The organism is Microterricola viridarii, assembly GCF_001542775.1.
GTDB lineage: Bacteria > Actinomycetota > Actinomycetes > Actinomycetales > Microbacteriaceae > Microterricola > Microterricola viridarii_A.
In genome coordinates, this window is record NZ_CP014145.1 from 2,472,037 (window position 1) to 2,488,711 (window position 16,675).

The following is a 16,675-nucleotide window of genomic DNA, read 5'->3' on the forward strand; positions in this document are numbered from 1 at the left end:
CGCCATGACGACAACAGACCGCACCGTTCCGGTGCCCGTTCCGTTCGACCCCGAGATGCTGCCCGTGCTCGAGTTCATGGCCGCCAACCCGCAGCCGCCGCTCTCCTGGGAGACGCTGCCGGCGACCCGCCCCGGCCTGGCCACCGCCTTCCCCGCCCCGGCCGAGGCGATCGGCGACCGCCCCGTCGACAGCGAGGAACGCGTCATCCCTGGCCCGGCGGGCGCGCCCGACCTCGAGATCACCGTCTTCCGGCCGCGCGGCCACAGCGCGGCCGCCCCGGCGCTGCCCGGCCTGTTCAACATCCACGGCGGCGGCATGATCATCGGCCACCGACACTGGGAGGCTGAGCGGCTGATCCAGCTCGTCGTCGAGCTCGGCGTCGTCGCGGTGAACGTCGAGTACCGTCTCGCCCCCGAGCACCCCTTCCCCGCCGGCGTCGAGGACTGCTACGCCGGCGTGAGCTGGATGTCGGAGCACGCCGCCGAGATCGGCGTCGACCCTGAGCGCATCGTCATCATGGGCGGAAGCGCCGGCGGCGGCTTCTCGGCGGCCGTCGCCCTGCTCGCCCGGGATCGGGGCGGCCCCGCCCTGGCCGGCCAGCTGCTGCTCTGCCCGATGCTCGACAATACCAACAGCACGGTCGCCAGCTTCCAGTACGACGGCATCGGCACCTGGATGCGCGACGCGAACCTGCTGGCCTGGCGCTGCGTGCTCGGCGAGGAGCTCGCCCTCAGCACCGACGCCTCTCCCTACGCTGCGCCCAGCCGGGCCACCGACCTCAGCGGCCTGCCGCCGGCGTTCATCGAGGCCGGGGCCGCCGAGATGTTCCGCGACGAGGATGTCGACTACGCGAGCCGCATCTGGGCGACGGGCGGCAACGCCGAACTGCACATCTGGGCCGGCGGGTTCCACGGCTTCGACATGTACGCACCGGGCTCCGAGATCGCCAGGGCCGCCCTGGCCACCCGCAACTCCTGGCTCCGCCGCACGCTCCAGATCGTGGACGAGCGATGAAGCCGACCCCCGTTCCCTACGATCCGGAGCTGGTCGACGGCTTGGCCGCCTTCCTCGCCCTCGTCGAGCGGATCCCGCTGCGCGCGCACAGCATCCTCGCCAACCGCGCGCATTTCGCCACGATCATCCCGCCCATCCAGGCCCAGGTCGGCGAGCTGCCGATCGATTGGGAGAACCGGGTCATCCCCGGCCCCGCCGGGGCGCCAGACGTGGAGATCACCGTCATCCGGCCGCGGCGCGACACGGCGGCGGGCACGGTCGGCCCGCCAGCACCCGGCGTGCTCGGCATCCACGGCGGCGGCATGGTGCTCGGCACCCGCTTCTTCGGCACGGGAGAGCTCATCGAACTCGCGCTGACCTACGGCATCGTCGGAGTCGCCGTGGAGTATCGCCTCGCCCCGGAACACCCGGGCACGGCGGCCGCGGAGGACTGCTACGCCGCGCTCGAGTGGTTCGCGGCCAACGCGGAGGAGCTCGGCGTCGACCCCGACCGGCTCCTGGTCTCCGGCGCCAGCGCGGGCGGGCTGCTCTCCGCCGCCGTCGCCCTGATGGCCCGCGACCGCGGCGGCCCCGCCCTGGCCGGCCAGCTGCTGAACTGCCCGATGCTCGATGACCGAAACGAGACGGTGTCGAGCCACCAGTACGACGGCATCGGGGCCTGGGACCGCAACAACAACGACACCGGCTGGAACGCCCTGCTCGGCGCGCAGCGCTTCACCGACGCCGTGTCGCCCTACGCCGCGCCGGCGCGCGCGACCGACCTCGGCGGGCTGCCGCCCGCCTACATCGAGGTCGGCTCTGCCGAGGTGTTCCGCGACGAGGACGTCGACTACGCGATGCGCATCTGGGCGAGCGGCGGCCAGGCCGAGCTGCACGTCTGGGCCGGCGCGTACCACGGCTTCTCCGGGTTCTCCCCCGACGCGATCGTCTCGCGTGCGGCCCTTGCCGCCCGCGACAGCTGGATCCGCCGCACCCTGCGGCTGTAGCCGCCGCCTGCACCCAACGGATGCCGCCCCGGCCGCCGCCTGCGCGGCATCCGCCACCTCGTTTGAATCGGGACCCCATGACCACCGTCTCACCCGTGCGCATCATGAGCGTGCGTCGCAGCGTGCTGCTGCTCGGAGCGCTCGAGGCCTTCGGGCCGCTCTCGATGGACCTGTACATGCCGACGCTCCCGCAGCTGGCGGCGACCCTCGGCACCAGCGACGCCCTCGCACAGGCGACCATGTCGGTGTGCATGATCGGGCTCGGCCTCGGCCAGCTCATCGCCGGCCCGCTCAGCGATCGCTTCGGCCGGCGCACGCCGATCCTCATCGGCGTCGCGCTGTTCGCGCTGTTCTCGCTGGCCTGCGTCTTCGCGCCGACGATCGAGGTGTTGCTCGTCGCCCGGCTGTTGCAGGGGCTCGCGGGCTCGGCCGGCATCGTGGTGACCCTCGCCATCGCGCGCGACATGTACAGCGGAACAGAGCTCTCGCGCATGCTGTCGCTGCTCGCGCTGGTCGGGGCGTCGGCGCCCATCATCGCCCCGGTCATCGGCGGCCAGCTCGCCCTGGTCATGGACTGGCGCGGCATCTTCGGTGTGCTGGCCGGAATCGGCACCGCCATCTTCGTGCTCACCCTCGTGCTGCTGAGAGAGACGCTGCCGCCGGAGCAGCGGCACGGCGGCGGGTTCGGCACGACGGCGCAGCACTTCGGCGTGCTTGCGCGCGACCGGCTGTTCGTCGTCATGCTGATCGTCTCGGCGGCCGGCGGCGTCGCCTTCTTCAGCTACCTGTCGATGTCGAGCTTCGTGTTGCAGGACGAGTTCGGGCTGAGCCCGCAGCTGTTCAGCATCTGCTTCGCCGCGAACGCCCTGGCCAACATGGGCGGTGCGCAGCTGAGCAGGCTGGCGGTGAGCCGCTTCGGCCCCGTGCGGATGTACCTCGCCGGCCAGGCCGCCACGGCCCTCGCCGCCGCTGCACTGCTTCTCGTCGTGCTCGCCGGGGGCGGCGTGGTCGGGGTGCTCATCGTGCTCGCCGTCTATCTGTTCTGCGGTGGCGTCGGCGGCCCGAACGGCACGACGCTGGCGCTCGGCGGGCACTCGGAGCGCGCCGGCACCGCCTCGGCCGTACTGGGCACGGCGATGTTCGTCGTCGGCCCGATCGTCGCCCCGCTTGCGGCACTCGGTGGGGCGACGGCGCTCGCCATGGCGCTGACCATCGCGATCTCCGCTGTCGTCGCCGGCACGCTCGCCTGGACGGTGGTGCGCCCGCTGCTGCGCACCAGCACGCTCGAACCCTGACCGAGTCGAACACTGACTGAGTCGAACGCCGCCCGCTGCGCTACTCCTGATCCCGGTCGGAGCAACTCCGGGAGTAGGAGACCACGAGCGGGGCGAAGCCACGGCCGGCCCAGAACGGGGCGGATGCCGGGTTGTCGGCGATGTAGTGCAGCGCGACCCGGCTGAGGCCGGCCGCGCTCAGCCACTCCATCGCCCGGTCGGCAAGCGCTCCGCCGATGCCGCGGCCTCGCGCCGACGCCGTCACGCTCAGCACGGAAAGGTAGCCATGGCGCTCCGGCAGCCCGAGCGCCCGCTCCGCGGCCGATGCAGCGACATCCTGAACCACGACCATGCCGGCTGGGCCGCCCCGACCATCCGCGGCCTCCGCCATGAACACGGCGGTGCCGGGATCGAGGAGCCAGCCGTCGACGATGCCGTCGAACAGGGCCGGCGGCTGGTGGAGTGAGGTGCCCGCCGTCGTGTTGGCCGCCTGGAACAGTGCCTCCTCCCTGGCCAGCGCCGACAGCGCGGCCCGGTCACCCGCGGTTGCCGGGCGGATGCCGGCCGCATCCCGCCGCCGGGCATCGACCCTGCGGGCCGCCGCATCGGGCACGGCCACGTCACGCGCAGCGAAGATGGCCCCCGGCCGCAGTCCGTTGGCCATCAGCTCCGCCGCCGCCAGATCGTCGGATGCCGCGGCCTCCACGTTCAACCGCCCGATGCCCTCCGCCCGTGCCGCGGCGACGAGGGCCGCGAACGGCTGCCCGTCGGCGCCCGGCCGCCAGTCGCCGAGCGCCACCGACGCGTAGCTCGGCGACAGGTAGCTCCACTCCTGCTCCTCCGGCGTGTGCCGCGCGAAGTGCGCCGTGATGCGCGCCCCGCCGCCCGCCGCCGCCCCGTCGAAGACCCGCGTCCCGCCGATGGCCTACTCCCCGGCGAGGATGAAGCGGGCGGCCTGCTCGCCGATGAGCACGGCGGGTGCGTTCGTGTTGCCCGTCGTGACCCGCGGCATGATCGACGCGTCGGCGACGCGGAGCCCGTCGACCCCGTGCACGCGGAGGCGCGGCGTCACGACGGCGCCGGCCTCGACCGAGACGCCCATCGTGCACGTGCCGACCTGGTGGTGGTAGGTGACGGCGTGCGCGCGCACGTAGTCGCGCAGCGCGGCCTCCTCGTCGACATCCGCACCGCCGATCTCGGTGGCCGGGTAGACCTCGCTGGCCCCCCATTCTCCGGCGAGCGCCTGCTCGCGCCCGATCTGCCGACACTGCCGCACCGAGGCGACGAGCGAGCGCACGTCGTCCTCGTCTTCGAGCGCGGCGAGGTCGATCAGCAGCGGATCGTGCGGCGCCGGGCCGCTGAGGGTGACCGAGCCGCGGCTTTTCGGGGTGACGATCCCGGCCATCAGCGAGAAGCCGGAGTCTGGCCCCGTCATGCCGTCCTGGTACATCGGCACGCTGAAGTGGATGGGTTGGGTGTCCGGCAGTTCCAGCTCGGGCAGGCTCCTCCAGAACAGGTGCGACTGGGTCACCGAGACGCCGGGGCGGGGTGGGTCGATGGGCCGTTCCGTCGCGAAGATGACGGGGGCGAGCAGGTGGTCGTGCAGGTTCTTGCCGACTCCGGGCAGGTCGACGACCGAGCGGATGCCGTGCGCGCCGAGCTCGCTCGCCGGACCGATGCCGGAACGCAGCAGCACCCGTGGCGAGTCGAGGGCCCCGGCCGCCAGCACGACCTCGTCGGCGAGGAGCGTCTGCACCTCGCCGCCCTGCTCGAACTCGACACCGATCACGCGCGGTGCGGCGCCGTCACGCGGGGCGTCGAAGAGGAGCCGGTGCACGTGGCATCCGGTGCTCACCGTGAGCAGCTCGGAGTCGGCGACGGGCTTGACGTAAGCCATGTAGCTGTTCAGCCGTTGCCCGTCTCGAATGGTCAGCTGCTGCTGCGACACCCCGTCGAGGCTCTGCCCGTTGTAGTCGGGGTTGTGTTCCAGCCCGCCCTGCACCGCCGCTTCGATGATCGCCGCCTGAATCGGCTCGAGCTCGAAGGTGTCGGTCACGTCGAGGGGGCCGTCGTGCCCGCGGAGCGCGGCGGCCTGCGCGTCGAGCGGCGCCCGCCCGGTGAAGCGCTCGATCTGCTTGTAGACCGGGAGCACGTCGCTCCAGGCCCAGCCGTCGTTGCCGAGAGCCGCCCAGTGGTCGAAGTCCGCCGGTGCGCAACGCACCCAGATCATGGCGTTCAACGAATGGGAGCCGCCGAGCACCTTGCCACGGGGCAGATGCAGGCGCCGACCGGCGGCGTGCTCCTGCGGCACGGTGAAGTAGTCCCAGTCGTCCGGGCTGTGCCAGAGCTCGCCCATGCGGCTCGGGTCGTGGATGGCCGGGTTGCTGTCGTCACCGCCGGCCTCGAGCAGGTGCACACGCACACCGGCGTCGACCAGGCGCCGCGCGATGACGGAGCCGGCCGAGCCCGCCCCCACCACGATGACGCTCTGCGGTACCCCGCGCTGCCCTGTTGTGTCTGCGGCTGCCATGACGCCCTCTCCGTTGAAGTTTCTACGACCCTCCCACCTGGGGCGGCCGGAGCGGAATGACGGGGCCGGCTCTCTTCGCGCATCGTCAACTCCTGTGCCGCATCGGTCAATGCCCTGTTGCCGCACCACACCTATCGTGGGAACACACCGGACTCACAGTGGAGGACCCATGCACAACTACGACACACTTCTCGCGGCGATCACGCCCCAGGGGGGCACGACTCGCGAGGTCCACGATCCCGCGACTGGCGCGCTGATCGGCACCGCCCCGGTGCAGGATGTCGCCGCCCTCGACGCGGTGATCGACCGCGCGGTCGCCGCGCAGCCGGGCTGGGCCGCGCTCGGCGACGAGGAGCGTCGCGGTTATCTGCACCGTGCGGCCGACGCGATCGAGGCCGCGGCTGAGCCGCTCGCCGAGTTGCTCTCTCGCGAGCAGGGCAAGCCGCTGAACGGTCCGAACGCGCGCTTCGAGGTGTCGGCCTGCGCCATCTGGCTCCGCACCGCCGCTGACACCCCGATGCCGGTCGAGGTGCTCGTCGACGACGGCGAGAGCTACGCCGAGATGCACTACCGGCCGATCGGCGTCGTCGGCGCGATCACCCCGTGGAACTGGCCCATGATGATCGCCATCTGGCAGATTGCGCCGTCGCTGCGCATGGGCAACGCCGTCGTGGCGAAGCCGGCCGAGACCACGACCCTCTCCGGACTGGCCCTCGTCGCGGTGATGAACGAGGTGCTGCCTGCCGGCGTGCTGAACATCGTCGCCGGCCCCGGCCGCACGGTCGGTGACGCGCTCACGAAGAGCCCGCTGGTCGGCAAGATCATGTTCACCGGCTCGACCGGCGTCGGTAAGCGCATCATCGAGGCGAGCGCCAACAACATCACCCGTCTGACCCTCGAGCTCGGCGGCAACGATGCCGGCATCGTGCTGCCGGATGTGGACCCGGCGGCGATCGCCGCCGACCTGTTCTGGGGCGCGTTCATCAACACCGGCCAGACCTGCGCAGCGCTGAAGCGCCTGTACGTGCACGACTCGGTCTACGAGCAGGTGGTCGAGCACCTCGTCGCCTTCGCCAAGGACGTACCGATGGGCGTCGGGCTCGACGAGCAGAACGTTTTGGGCCCGCTGCAGAACCGTGGCCAGTACGACATCGTGCACCGCCTGGTGGAGTCGGCCAAGGCCTCGGGCGCGCGCGTCGTGCTCGGCGGCGACCCCGACCATGACGCCGTCGGCAACTTCTATCCGACGACGATCGTCGCCGACATCGACCCGCACAACGACCTCGTGGTCGAGGAGCAGTTCGGCCCGGCGCTGCCGGTGATCCGGTACACCGACCTCGACGAGGTGCTCGGGCTCGCCAACGAGCTCGAATTCGGCCTCGGCGCCTCCGTCTGGTCGTCCGACCGCGATGCGGCCCGCCAGATCGCGGCCCGCCTGCAGGCGGGCACCGTCTGGATCAACTCGCACGGCGGGCTGCACCCGATGGTGCCCTTCGGCGGCGCCAAGCAGTCCGGCTACGGCCGCGAGTTCGGCGTCGAGGGCCTGAAGGCCGTCGCGGAGCCGCAGGTCGTCAGCGGCTAGGCCGCACCTGGACCGGGGCGCGCACTCGCACGCCCCACATGCTGAGGCGGGGCTGTCTGGATGGGGCAGTCCCGCCTCGTTGTCTGTGCGCACTGTCTATGCCCGCTGGTTGTGCGCGCGGAGCATCACCGCCGGCATGACGAAGCCCCGGGGTGGGCACGTCGTTCGACGTGCCCACCCCGGGGCTGTGATCACACGGCCGCCTGCTCCTGCCGTAGCTCCAGCCAGGCCCGGCGGCGCTCGGCCTGCCCGACCGGGTCGGCCACGGGAGAGGCCATCAGCAGGCGGGTGCTGTACGGGTGCTCCGGCGCCCGGGTGACCTGCTCGCCGTCGCCGGTCTCGACGAGGTTGCCGCGGTACATCACGGCCACCCGGTGGCAGACCCGGCGCACGACGCCCAGGTCGTGCGAGACGAAGAGGTAGGAGACCCCGGTGTCGCGCTGCAGCTCGATCAGCAGGTCGAGGATCGTCGCCTGAGTAGTGAGGTCAAGCGCGCTGACAGGCTCGTCGCAGATGATGAGCTTCGGACGGCGCACGAGCGCCCTGGCGATCGCGATGCGCTGCCGCTGGCCGCCGGAGAACTCGCTCGGGTAGCGGTCGAGCACGTGCGAGGGCAGCTCGACCCTGTCCAACATCTCGGCGACCGCGGCCTTCGCCTCGCGCCGACCCGTGCCGGCGGTGGCAAGCGGCTCGGCGAGGATATCCCCGACCGTCATCAGCGGGTCCAGCGAACCGTACGGGTCTTGGAACACCACCTGGATGTCGGCGGCGAGCTCGCGCCGCTCACGCCGTTTCGCGTGGGTGATGTCGCGACCGTCGAAGCTGATCCGGCCGCCGGCCACCGGCACCAGCCCGAGAACGGCCTTGCCGAGGGTGGATTTGCCTGACCCGGACTCGCCGACCAGGCCGAGGCACTCGCCGGCGTTCACCGTGAGGGACACCTCGTGCAGCACACGCACGGGCTTGCGCCGCGTGCCGTAGTCGACGACGAGGTCGGACACCTCGAGCAGGGGCTTGTCGGTCGCGCTCATACGCGCACCTCCTTCAGATCCGCCTCGGTCGAGGCATCCGTTTCGTCATGGTGGGCGTCAGCCCGTGCAGACCGTGCGTCGTGTGCCGCGTCCAGAGCGGAGCGGCTCTCTGCCCCGTCGAGCGACGCGGCGATGAGCGCGCGGGTGTATGCGCTCTCCGGCGCAGAGAAGATCTGGGCGGCAGACCCGATCTCCTCGATGGAGCCGTTGCGCATCACGACGACGCGGTCGCAGATGTCGGCGACGACGCCGAAGTTGTGGGTGACGATGACGAGCGCCATCCGGTACTCCTGCTGCAGCTCGCGCAGCAGCTCGAGCACCTCGGCCTGCACCGTCACGTCGAGGGCCGTGGTCGGCTCGTCGGCGACCAGCACAGACGGCTTGCCGCCGATCGCGCCGGCGATGAGCACGCGCTGGGCCATGCCGCCGGAGAGCTCGTGGGGGTAGGAGCGCATCAGGCGGGCGGGGTCGGCGATCCCGACGCGCTCGAGCATCGCGAGCGCGCGTGCCTTCGCGTCGGCACGGCTCATGCCATGCACGCTGCGCAACGGCTCGGTGAGCTGGTGGCCGATCGTGAACGAGGGGTCCAGGTTCGTCATCGGCTCCTGTGGCACGTAGCCGATCTCGTGGCCGAGCCGGCGTGCGCGCTCCTTGCGGCCGAGCGATGTGACGTCCTGGCCGCCGATCCAGATCGAGTCCGCGGTGTACTGGCCGGCCTTGGGCAGCAGGTCGAGCATCGAGAACACCGTCTGCGACTTGCCCGATCCTGACTCCCCGACGATGCCGAGCACCTCGCCGGGGGCGACGTCGAGGGTGATGCCGTGCACCACCTCGACGGGTCCGCGGGGGGTCTCGTAGCTGACGCGGAGGTTCTCGATCCGCACCACCGAGTCGACCGCCTCGTGCGAGATCGAGCCCGTGGCCGTGTTCATCGCCTCTGCCCCGTGCCGCGCCGAGCGCTGCGCGGCCAGCGCGCGGCGCTTCCGGCGGGAGATCGTCGGCGTCTTCACGCTGATGACGTCGGCGAGCGTGGATCCGAGCACCGCGAGCGCGGCGATCGAGATGCCGAGCGCGAGCGATGGCCAGAGCAGCAGCAGCGGGTCGGTGCGCATCACCCGGAAACCCTCGTTCATCATCGCGCCCCAGCCCGGCGTCGTTCCGCCGCCGATGCCGAGGAACTGCAGCCCGGCCTGCATGCCCATCGCCATGCCGGCGGTCAACGCCGACTGGATGATGAGCGGCGCGTAGACCTGCCGGATGACGTGGCGCCCCATGATGCGGGCGTCGGAGAGCCCGGACACCTTCGCCGCGTCGACGTACACCTCGTTGCGGATGGCGAGCACGGTGGAGCGGGTGAGGCGGAAGTAGCCCGGTGCCATGAACACACCGATGGTGACCATGAGCAGGTCGAAGTTGTTGCCGGTGTTCGCGCCGACGATGAGCAGGATGACCATGCCGGGCACCGACTGCAGCGCGTCGCTGATCCAGGTGCCGGTGCGGTCGGTCGCGCCGCCGAAGTAGCCGGCCGCGAGCCCTGACGGCACACCGATCCCGATGGCCACGAAGATCGCGACGAGCGCCCCCCAGAGCGTGAGCTGGGTGCCCCAGATGAGTCGGCTGAGCACGTCACGCCCTGTGCTGTCGCCGCCGAGCGGGTGCTCGGGACTCGGCAGCGCGCGCGTCTGGGAGAGGTCGACGAGGTTGGGGTCGTGCGGCGCGAGCAGCGGGGCGAGCACCGCGACGAGCACGATGAGCAGCAGGACGCCGAACGAGATCGCCCCGGCCGGCCGCTGCAGGAAGCGCACGAACACGGCGCTGCGGCGCCCGCCGCGGGTGTCCACTGCGGCGGTGCCGATGTTGTCGGTGAGTGGGGATGTCATTTCACACGCGCCTTCGGGTTGACCCAGCCGAGCAGGATGTCGAGCAGGAAGTTGATGACGACGACGAAGATCACAGTGATCACTGTGATTCCGAGCAGCATCGGGATGTCGCCGTTCTGCGAGGAGGAGAGCGTCAGCGGCCCAATGCCGGGCAGCGCGAAGATCTGCTCCACGATGATGGCGCCAGAGAGGAGCCCGACGAACATGAGGGCGAGGATCGTCAGCGAGGCCGGGGCGGAGTTGCGCAGCAGGTGCACGACGATCCGCCAGCCGGGCAAGCCGCGGCTGCGCAGCGTGCGCATGTAGTCCTGGCTGTCGGCCTGGATGATCGCGTTCCGCAGCTGCTCGGCGATCATCACGATCGCGCCGAGGGCGAGCGAGATCGCCGGCAGCGTGATCGACTGCAGCCAGCCGGGAATGGATTCCGATGGCTGCACGAATCCGACAGCCGGGAACCATTTGAGCTGCACGGCAAAGGTCATCACGAGCACGAGCGCGACCCAGAATCCGGGAAGGGCGAAGAGGATGACGGCACCGGCCTTGACGACCTTGTCGATCCAGGTGTTCGGCCGGAGGCCGGCGATGACGCCGAGCACCCCGCCCAGCAGGGCAGAGAGCAGGATCGACACGATCACGACGGAGAGCGTGACCGGCAGTTTCAGGCCGATCTGCTTGCCGACCGGCTGGAAGTTCTTCCACGAGGTGCCGAAGTCGCCCTGCACCATGTTGGCGAGCCAGTCGATGTACTGCACGAGCACGGGCCGGTCGGTGCCGATCTTCGCGGCGAGGGCGGCCTGAGCCTCCGGCGTCGCCGCGCTGCCGAGGAGGCCGAGGGTGGGGTCTGGGATCGCGGCGTAGGCGAGGAAGAACGTCGCTGTCGCCACCGCGAACAGGAGCACCACCCCGGAGAGGAGCCGCTTGAGGGTGAAGGTGAGCATCGGTTCTTCCTGGATCGAGTCGGGTGTGGAACGGGGAGGGCGGGGCCGCGCAGCACGCGGCCCCGCCCCGTCGTTGCTAGCCCACGACCTTGATCTGCCGCAGCGTCGGGAACATCATTCCGACGACCGGGGTCACGGTGAAGTCCGAGGTGGAGATGTAGGTGTTCGTCGACTGGCTCCACACCGAGAAGAACGCCTGCTCGGTCACGAGGGTGTTGAGCTTCTCGATCTCTGCCGTCTGGGCGTCACCCGGCTCCGCCGAGAAGACGACGTCGATCTGCTTCTGGATCTCGGGGAACTCCGCAATGCCCGGGTTCGGGTTGTACCACTGCGGCTTCGCGATCTGGCGCTCGACCGTGGCGACCGGGTTGGCGTCCATCGCGATCACGGCGACGAACATCGGGTACTCCGGGGCGACCGACATGTACTGCATGAAGTCGGTCTCCTTGAAGGTGACCCGGATGCCGAGCTCGCCGAACGTCTGCTCGACAATGGCCTGCCACGGCTGGAACGGCGGCGCCATCGGCATCGTCACATCGAATCCGTCGGCGTAGCCGGCCTCGGCCAGCAGAGCCTTCGCCTTGTCCATGCTCGGCTTGTGGATGTCGTTGAGTGCCTTGACGTAACCGGCGGTCTCGGCGGGGAACACCTGGTTGGTTGCGACGCCAACCCCCTGACCGATCGTGTCGACCATCTGCTGGCCATCGAAGGCGTAGTTCAGCGCCTGGCGCACTCGCACATCACCGAGCGGCTTGCCCATCTCGGTCGCGCCGACGCGGTCGCTGAACTGCAGGCCGACCCACATGGACAGGCCGGAGCTGACGTTCCAGTCGTTGTCCGGCGCCATGTCCATGCCGGTCTTGTCGCCGTAGATGAGGTTGAACTGGCCTCCCTCCATGCCGTTGAGCATGGCGGTTGCGTCAGAGAGCGGCGTGACGGTGAGCGGGTCGAAGGGGAAATCGGCAGACGCCCAGTGCCCGGCGACCTTGTCGAAGTGGTACTCCGCGCCCGGGATCGACGCGTCACCGAGGGTGTACGGGCCGGAGCCGACGGGCGTCTCGGCGAGCGTGCCGGCAGTCATTGCCTCCGGCGCCATCATGTAGCTGCGGCCGAGCCCCATGAAGTAGAGGATCGTGTCGTCGCGCTGCGTGAGGTGGATCGCGATGGTGTCTTCGTCGACGGCCTCGAAGCTCTCCACCTTCTGGAAGGCCTCCTGCGAGCGCACGCCGGCCTTGAGGTAGTCCAGGCTCTGCACCGCGACGTCGGCGTTGAACGCCTCGCCGTTGGAGAACTCGGCGTCGGTGCGGAGGTTCATCGTGATGGTCTTGAAGTCGTCTGACACCTCCCAGTCGGTGGCGAGGGCCGGCTGGGGCTGGCCGTCGCCGTCGACGGTGAGCAGGGGGTCGTAGATGGCCGACAGGTAGGGGCCGTCGAAGCCGATGTCGGCGAGGGCCGGGTCCCACGACGTGATGTCGAGGAAGTTGCCGATGCTCAATGCCTTGACGGCGTCGCCGCCCGCAGCGTCTGTGCCGGAGTCTGTGCTCGTGCCGCCGCTGCAGGCGGTGAGCACGAGTGCGCTGGCGGTGATGACCGCCGCGATCGTTGCCTTTTTCATCTCTGTCTTCTCTCGGTTACCGGGGCAAGGGGTGTAACAAGGGAGAGATCGATACCGTGCACAGCTCGACCTACGGTGCGCCGTCGCGCAAAGACTCAACAGGATGCCGGGCAAGCGACCTCATTCGGTGAGGAGCATCGCCGACACTCCACTGTGCCGTGCGGGTAATTCTACAGTTGTTGACAAGAAAGACAACTCCGACTTTTCCGGGCGGATTCGCGAAGGTTTTCCGGGCGGATTCACGCGGGTGCCCGCGGCTCTTCCCGCCGGGGCGGGGCATCGTATACGATCACAGGGTAGTCATCGACAAGGCAGTCCCCGACAAAGGAATGGTGCCCAGTGCTGGAACCCTCTCAGATCACCGCGATCGCCGACGAACTCTTCGAGGCCGATCGCACGCGCAGCATTGTTCCGCTGCTCACCGCTCGCAACCCCGGCATGAGCGTCGAGGACGCCTACGCGGTGCAGAACCTCTGGGCAGAGCGCAAGATCGAGTCGGGCAGCTGCCTGGTCGGTCGCAAGATCGGGCTCACCTCCAAGGTGATGCAGGTCGCGACGGGCATCACCGAGCCCGACTACGGAGTGATCTTCGACGACATGGTCTACGAGAACGGCTCGAGCATCCCGTTCGACAACTTCTCCAACGTGCGCATCGAGGTGGAGCTCGCCTTCGTGCTGGCCAAGCCGTTGAGCGGCCCGAACTGCACCATCTTCGATGTGCTCTCGGCGACCGACTATGTGATCCCGGCCCTGGAGATCCTCAACTCGCACATCGAGATGGCCGGCCGCACCATCGTCGACACCATCTCAGACAATGCGGCGATGGGCGCGATGGTGATCGGCGGCAACCCGGTGAAGCCGGATGCCGTCGACCTGCGCTGGGTCGGCGCGCTGCTGTACCGCAACCAGACCATCGAGGAGTCCGGCGTGGCCGCCGCCGTGCTGAACCACCCGGCCAACGGCGTCGCCTGGCTGGCCAACAAGCTCGCCCAGCACGGCTCCAGCCTCGCGGCCGGCGACATCGTGCTGGCCGGCTCGTTCACCCGCCCGATGTGGGTGGAGCGCGGCGACACGATCCACGCCGACTACGGACAGTTGGGGGCGATCACGTGTCGCTTCGAGTAGGAGAGCACAGGGCGCCGGGCACCGAGCCGACGCTCGCGGCCGTGCTGGCCGCCGAGACCCGGCCGCAGATCGGGCTGTGGGTGTGCTCCGGCAGCCCGCTCGTCGCCGAGATCTGCGCAGGCAGCGGCGTCGACTGGCTGCTCATCGATGCCGAGCACAGCCCCAACGGCTTGGAGTCCGTGCTCGCGCAGCTGCAGGCCGTCGCGCCGTACCCGGTGGCGCCGCTCGTGCGCGCCCCGATCGGCGACACCGTGCTCATCAAGCAGCTGCTCGACCTCGGCGCGAAGAACCTGCTCGTGCCCATGGTCAACAGCGCGGCCCAGGCCGAGGAGCTGGTACGCGCCATGCGGTATCCCCCGCTCGGCGTGCGCGGCGTCGGCTCGGCCTTGGCGCGCTCCGCGCGCTGGAACCGGATCGACGGCTACCTGGATCGGGCGAACGAGCTCGTCTCGCTGTTCGTACAGATCGAGACGGCGGCCGCCGTCGAGAATGTGGCCGCGATCGCCGCCGTCGACGGTGTGGACGGCCTCTTCATCGGCCCCTCCGACCTGGCTGCGTCGATGGGCGTGCTCGGGCAGCAGGAGCACCCGGATGTCGTCGCGGCAGTCGAGCACTGCATCCGCGTCGCGACCGAGCTCGGCAAACCGGTCGGCGTCAACGCCTTCGCCCCGGCCACGGCCGACCGCTACCTCGCTGCCGGCGCCGACTTCGTATCCGTCGGCGCAGACGTCGCGCTGCTCGCCCGCTCTTCCGAGGCTCTCGCCGCCCGCTACATTCCGGCGGATGACGCGGCCCCCGGCGAGCGCGCCAGCTACTAGCCAGCGCCCGCGCACCACACAGGCGGCCGTGTGCTTTAGAGTAGACGCGTCAGACGGCCCAGCCGTCGTGTTCTCAAAAGGGACACTGAGCGAAGATACGCACCGCAGCGCATTCCTCGTGAGACATATACGGACTTCGAAAACCCGCAATATGACTCAAGGAACATCATGAACGCTCTGTCGACCGCCGACGCCATTTCTCCCGCGAGCCCGGCCGCAACGCCTGCCGCCCCGCCACCGTCTCCGGGCGCATCGCCGAGGCCCTCGCCCCGCACGCCACCGAGGTGTTCGGCGTGATGGGCAACGGCAACGCCTACTTCATCGACGCCCTCGGCCGGGCGGGCCTGCGCTTCACCGCCGTGCGGCACGAGACGGCCAGCGTGGCCGCCGCCGACGCCTACTATCGCGCCGGCGGCGGCCTCGCCGTGGCCACAACCACCTACGGCGCCGGCTTCACCAACGCCGCCACCTCGCTGGCCGAGGCGGCCCAGGCCCGCATCCCGCTGGTGCTCGTCGTCGGTGACGCCCCGACGGCCGGCCCGCGCCCCTGGGACATCGACCAGGCCGCGTTCGCACGCTCGATCGGCGCCGAGACGCTCGTCGTGACCGCGGCGGATGCCGCGGAGCAGACCACCCGCGCCGTCGAGCGCGCCCTCGCCGGCCGTGTGCCCGTCGTGCTCGCCATCCCCTACAACCTCGCCTCCGCCCCGGCCACCGACACGGCGCCGCTGCGCCCCCTCGCCCTGCCGACGCCGATCCGGGCCGACAACCTCGACACGGATGCCGCTGCGGCAGCCCTCGCGGCGGCGAAGCGCCCGTTCATCCTGGCCGGCCGCGGAGCCTGGCTCGCCGGCGCCGCCGACGCACTCGGCCGCCTCGCCGACCTGACCGGCGCCGTCACCGCCAGCACCGCCCTCGGCCGCGGCCTCTTCGCGCGTTCCGAGTACGACCTCGGCGTCACCGGTGGCTTCGGCCAGGAGGAGGCGATGCACCTGGTCGGCACCGCCGACGTCGTGCTCGTCGTCGGCGCCGGTCTGAACCAGTTCACGCTGCAGTTCGGCGCACTGCTCACACCGGGCACCGTCGTCATCCGCATCGACGACGAGGAGCGCGCGCACCCCGCCGTGACTCAATTCGTGCGCGGCGACGCCCGGCTCAGCGTCGAGGCCATCGCTGCGCGCATCGAGCGCCTCGGCTCGGCCCCGTCCGGCTGGCGCGAGTCGCTCGCCGGGCTGGCCGACGGCAGCCTGCGCGCGCGTCCGGCCGGCGAGGTCGAGCTGCCCGACGGGCTGCTCGATCCGCGACGGGTCGCCACCCGCCTTGCCGAGCTACTGCCGGAGGACCGCGTCGTCGTCTCCGACGGCGGCCACTTCATCGGCTGGGCGAACATGTATTGGCCGGTCGCCAGCCCCAACCGGATGATGATGGTCGGCACCGCGTTCCAGACCATCGGCCTCGGGTTCCCGAGCGCGGTCGGCGCCGCACGCGCCCTCCCCGACTCCACCCTGGTCGTCACGACCGGCGACGGCGGCGGGCTGATGGCCCTCGCCGACCTGGACTCGGTGATCCGCACCGCGGGGCGCGCGATCATCGTGGTCTGGAACGACGCCGTCTACGGAGCAGAGGTGCACCTGTATGGGCGGCTCGGCCTCGACCAGACGGCCATGCGCATCGAGCAGGCCGACTTCGCCGCGCTCGGCCGGGCCCTCGGCGCGCGCGGCAGCGTCATCCGCTCGCTCGGTGACCTCGCCGAGTTCGAGCAATGGCTCGCCGCCGACGGAACGGGCACCTTCGTGCTGGACTGCCGGGTCTCCAGCACCATCGTGGCGCCGTACCAAGAAGAGGTGTACGCGTTCAACACGCGCACGAAGTAGCCCTGCC

General features: G+C 70.5%; 13 protein-coding genes. 7 read left to right on the forward strand and 6 right to left on the reverse strand.

All coding sequences use genetic code 11. The features are described 5' to 3' along the window. The first annotated feature begins 4 nt into the window (after nucleotides 1–4). The 3 genes from AWU67_RS11345 (at nucleotide 5) to AWU67_RS11355 (ending at nucleotide 3,296) form a co-directional block, all read left to right on the forward strand. Nucleotides 5–1,015, forward strand: a complete 1,011-nt coding sequence (locus tag AWU67_RS11345) for an alpha/beta hydrolase (protein ID WP_067232636.1) — start codon at nucleotides 5–7, stop codon at nucleotides 1,013–1,015. After that, nucleotides 1,012–2,001 (forward strand): alpha/beta hydrolase, encoded by a 990-nt coding sequence (locus tag AWU67_RS11350; RefSeq protein ID WP_067229013.1) that lies wholly within the window; start codon nucleotides 1,012–1,014, stop codon nucleotides 1,999–2,001. The genes AWU67_RS11345 and AWU67_RS11350 overlap by 4 nt, the downstream gene beginning before the upstream one ends. A gap of 77 nt (nucleotides 2,002–2,078) precedes the next feature. Then, nucleotides 2,079–3,296, forward strand: coding sequence for a multidrug effflux MFS transporter (locus tag AWU67_RS11355; RefSeq protein WP_234407225.1), 1,218 nt, complete (start codon nucleotides 2,079–2,081; stop codon nucleotides 3,294–3,296). Between the two features lie 40 nt (nucleotides 3,297–3,336). Here AWU67_RS11355 and AWU67_RS11360 read toward each other — a convergent pair whose 3' ends face one another. Together AWU67_RS11360 and AWU67_RS11365 are read right to left on the reverse strand one after the other, a co-directional pair. Beyond that, complete coding sequence (locus AWU67_RS11360) at nucleotides 3,337–4,074, reverse strand: GNAT family N-acetyltransferase (RefSeq protein ID WP_067229017.1); 738 nt, start codon at nucleotides 4,072–4,074, stop codon at nucleotides 3,337–3,339. A 126-nt stretch (nucleotides 4,075–4,200) separates the two neighbouring features. Then, nucleotides 4,201–5,805: a GMC family oxidoreductase gene (locus tag AWU67_RS11365; protein ID WP_067229020.1), complete on the reverse strand. Its 1,605-nt coding sequence runs from the start codon at nucleotides 5,803–5,805 to the stop codon at nucleotides 4,201–4,203. A 169-nt stretch (nucleotides 5,806–5,974) separates the two neighbouring features. On the opposite strand from AWU67_RS11365, the gene AWU67_RS11370 reads away from it, so the two are divergent. Continuing rightward, a complete protein-coding gene (locus AWU67_RS11370; protein ID WP_067229023.1) occupies nucleotides 5,975–7,387 on the forward strand; it encodes an aldehyde dehydrogenase family protein in 1,413 nt (470 codons plus the stop codon). 191 nt (nucleotides 7,388–7,578) lie between these two features. On the opposite strand, the gene AWU67_RS11375 is transcribed toward AWU67_RS11370, so the two are convergent. The 4 genes from AWU67_RS11375 to AWU67_RS11390 form a co-directional block, all read right to left on the reverse strand. After that, nucleotides 7,579–8,418 carry an ABC transporter ATP-binding protein gene (locus tag AWU67_RS11375; RefSeq protein WP_067229026.1) on the reverse strand — a complete coding sequence of 280 codons (840 nt, stop codon included), beginning with the start codon at nucleotides 8,416–8,418 and terminating at the stop codon, nucleotides 7,579–7,581. Further along, nucleotides 8,415–10,298, reverse strand: coding sequence for a dipeptide/oligopeptide/nickel ABC transporter permease/ATP-binding protein (locus AWU67_RS11380; protein ID WP_067229029.1), 1,884 nt, complete (start codon nucleotides 10,296–10,298; stop codon nucleotides 8,415–8,417). The genes AWU67_RS11375 and AWU67_RS11380 overlap by 4 nt, the downstream gene beginning before the upstream one ends. Then, nucleotides 10,295–11,236, reverse strand: a complete 942-nt coding sequence (locus AWU67_RS11385) for an ABC transporter permease (protein ID WP_067229031.1) — start codon at nucleotides 11,234–11,236, stop codon at nucleotides 10,295–10,297. The genes AWU67_RS11380 and AWU67_RS11385 overlap by 4 nt, the downstream gene beginning before the upstream one ends. A 76-nt stretch (nucleotides 11,237–11,312) precedes the next feature. Beyond that, the gene (locus AWU67_RS11390; RefSeq protein ID WP_067229034.1) at nucleotides 11,313–12,851 is read right to left on the reverse strand and encodes an ABC transporter substrate-binding protein; all 1,539 of its coding nucleotides are present in this window, start codon (nucleotides 12,849–12,851) and stop codon (nucleotides 11,313–11,315) included. Nucleotides 12,852–13,190: 339 nt separating this feature from the next. Here AWU67_RS11390 and hpaH point away from each other — a divergent pair, with 339 nt between their 5' ends. The 3 genes from hpaH to AWU67_RS11405 all read left to right on the forward strand — a co-directional run bounded on the left by hpaH (nucleotide 13,191) and on the right by AWU67_RS11405 (nucleotide 16,668). Further along, a complete protein-coding gene (hpaH, locus tag AWU67_RS11395; RefSeq protein WP_067229036.1) occupies nucleotides 13,191–13,976 on the forward strand; it encodes a 2-oxo-hept-4-ene-1,7-dioate hydratase in 786 nt (261 codons plus the stop codon). 74 nt (nucleotides 13,977–14,050) lie between these two features. Then, nucleotides 14,051–14,794 (forward strand): HpcH/HpaI aldolase family protein, encoded by a 744-nt coding sequence (locus tag AWU67_RS11400; protein WP_067232641.1) that lies wholly within the window; start codon nucleotides 14,051–14,053, stop codon nucleotides 14,792–14,794. A 296-nt stretch (nucleotides 14,795–15,090) separates the two neighbouring features. Beyond that, nucleotides 15,091–16,668 carry a thiamine pyrophosphate-binding protein gene (locus AWU67_RS11405; RefSeq protein ID WP_234407429.1) on the forward strand — a complete coding sequence of 526 codons (1,578 nt, stop codon included), beginning with the start codon at nucleotides 15,091–15,093 and terminating at the stop codon, nucleotides 16,666–16,668. Nucleotides 16,669–16,675: the final 7 nt, after the last annotated feature.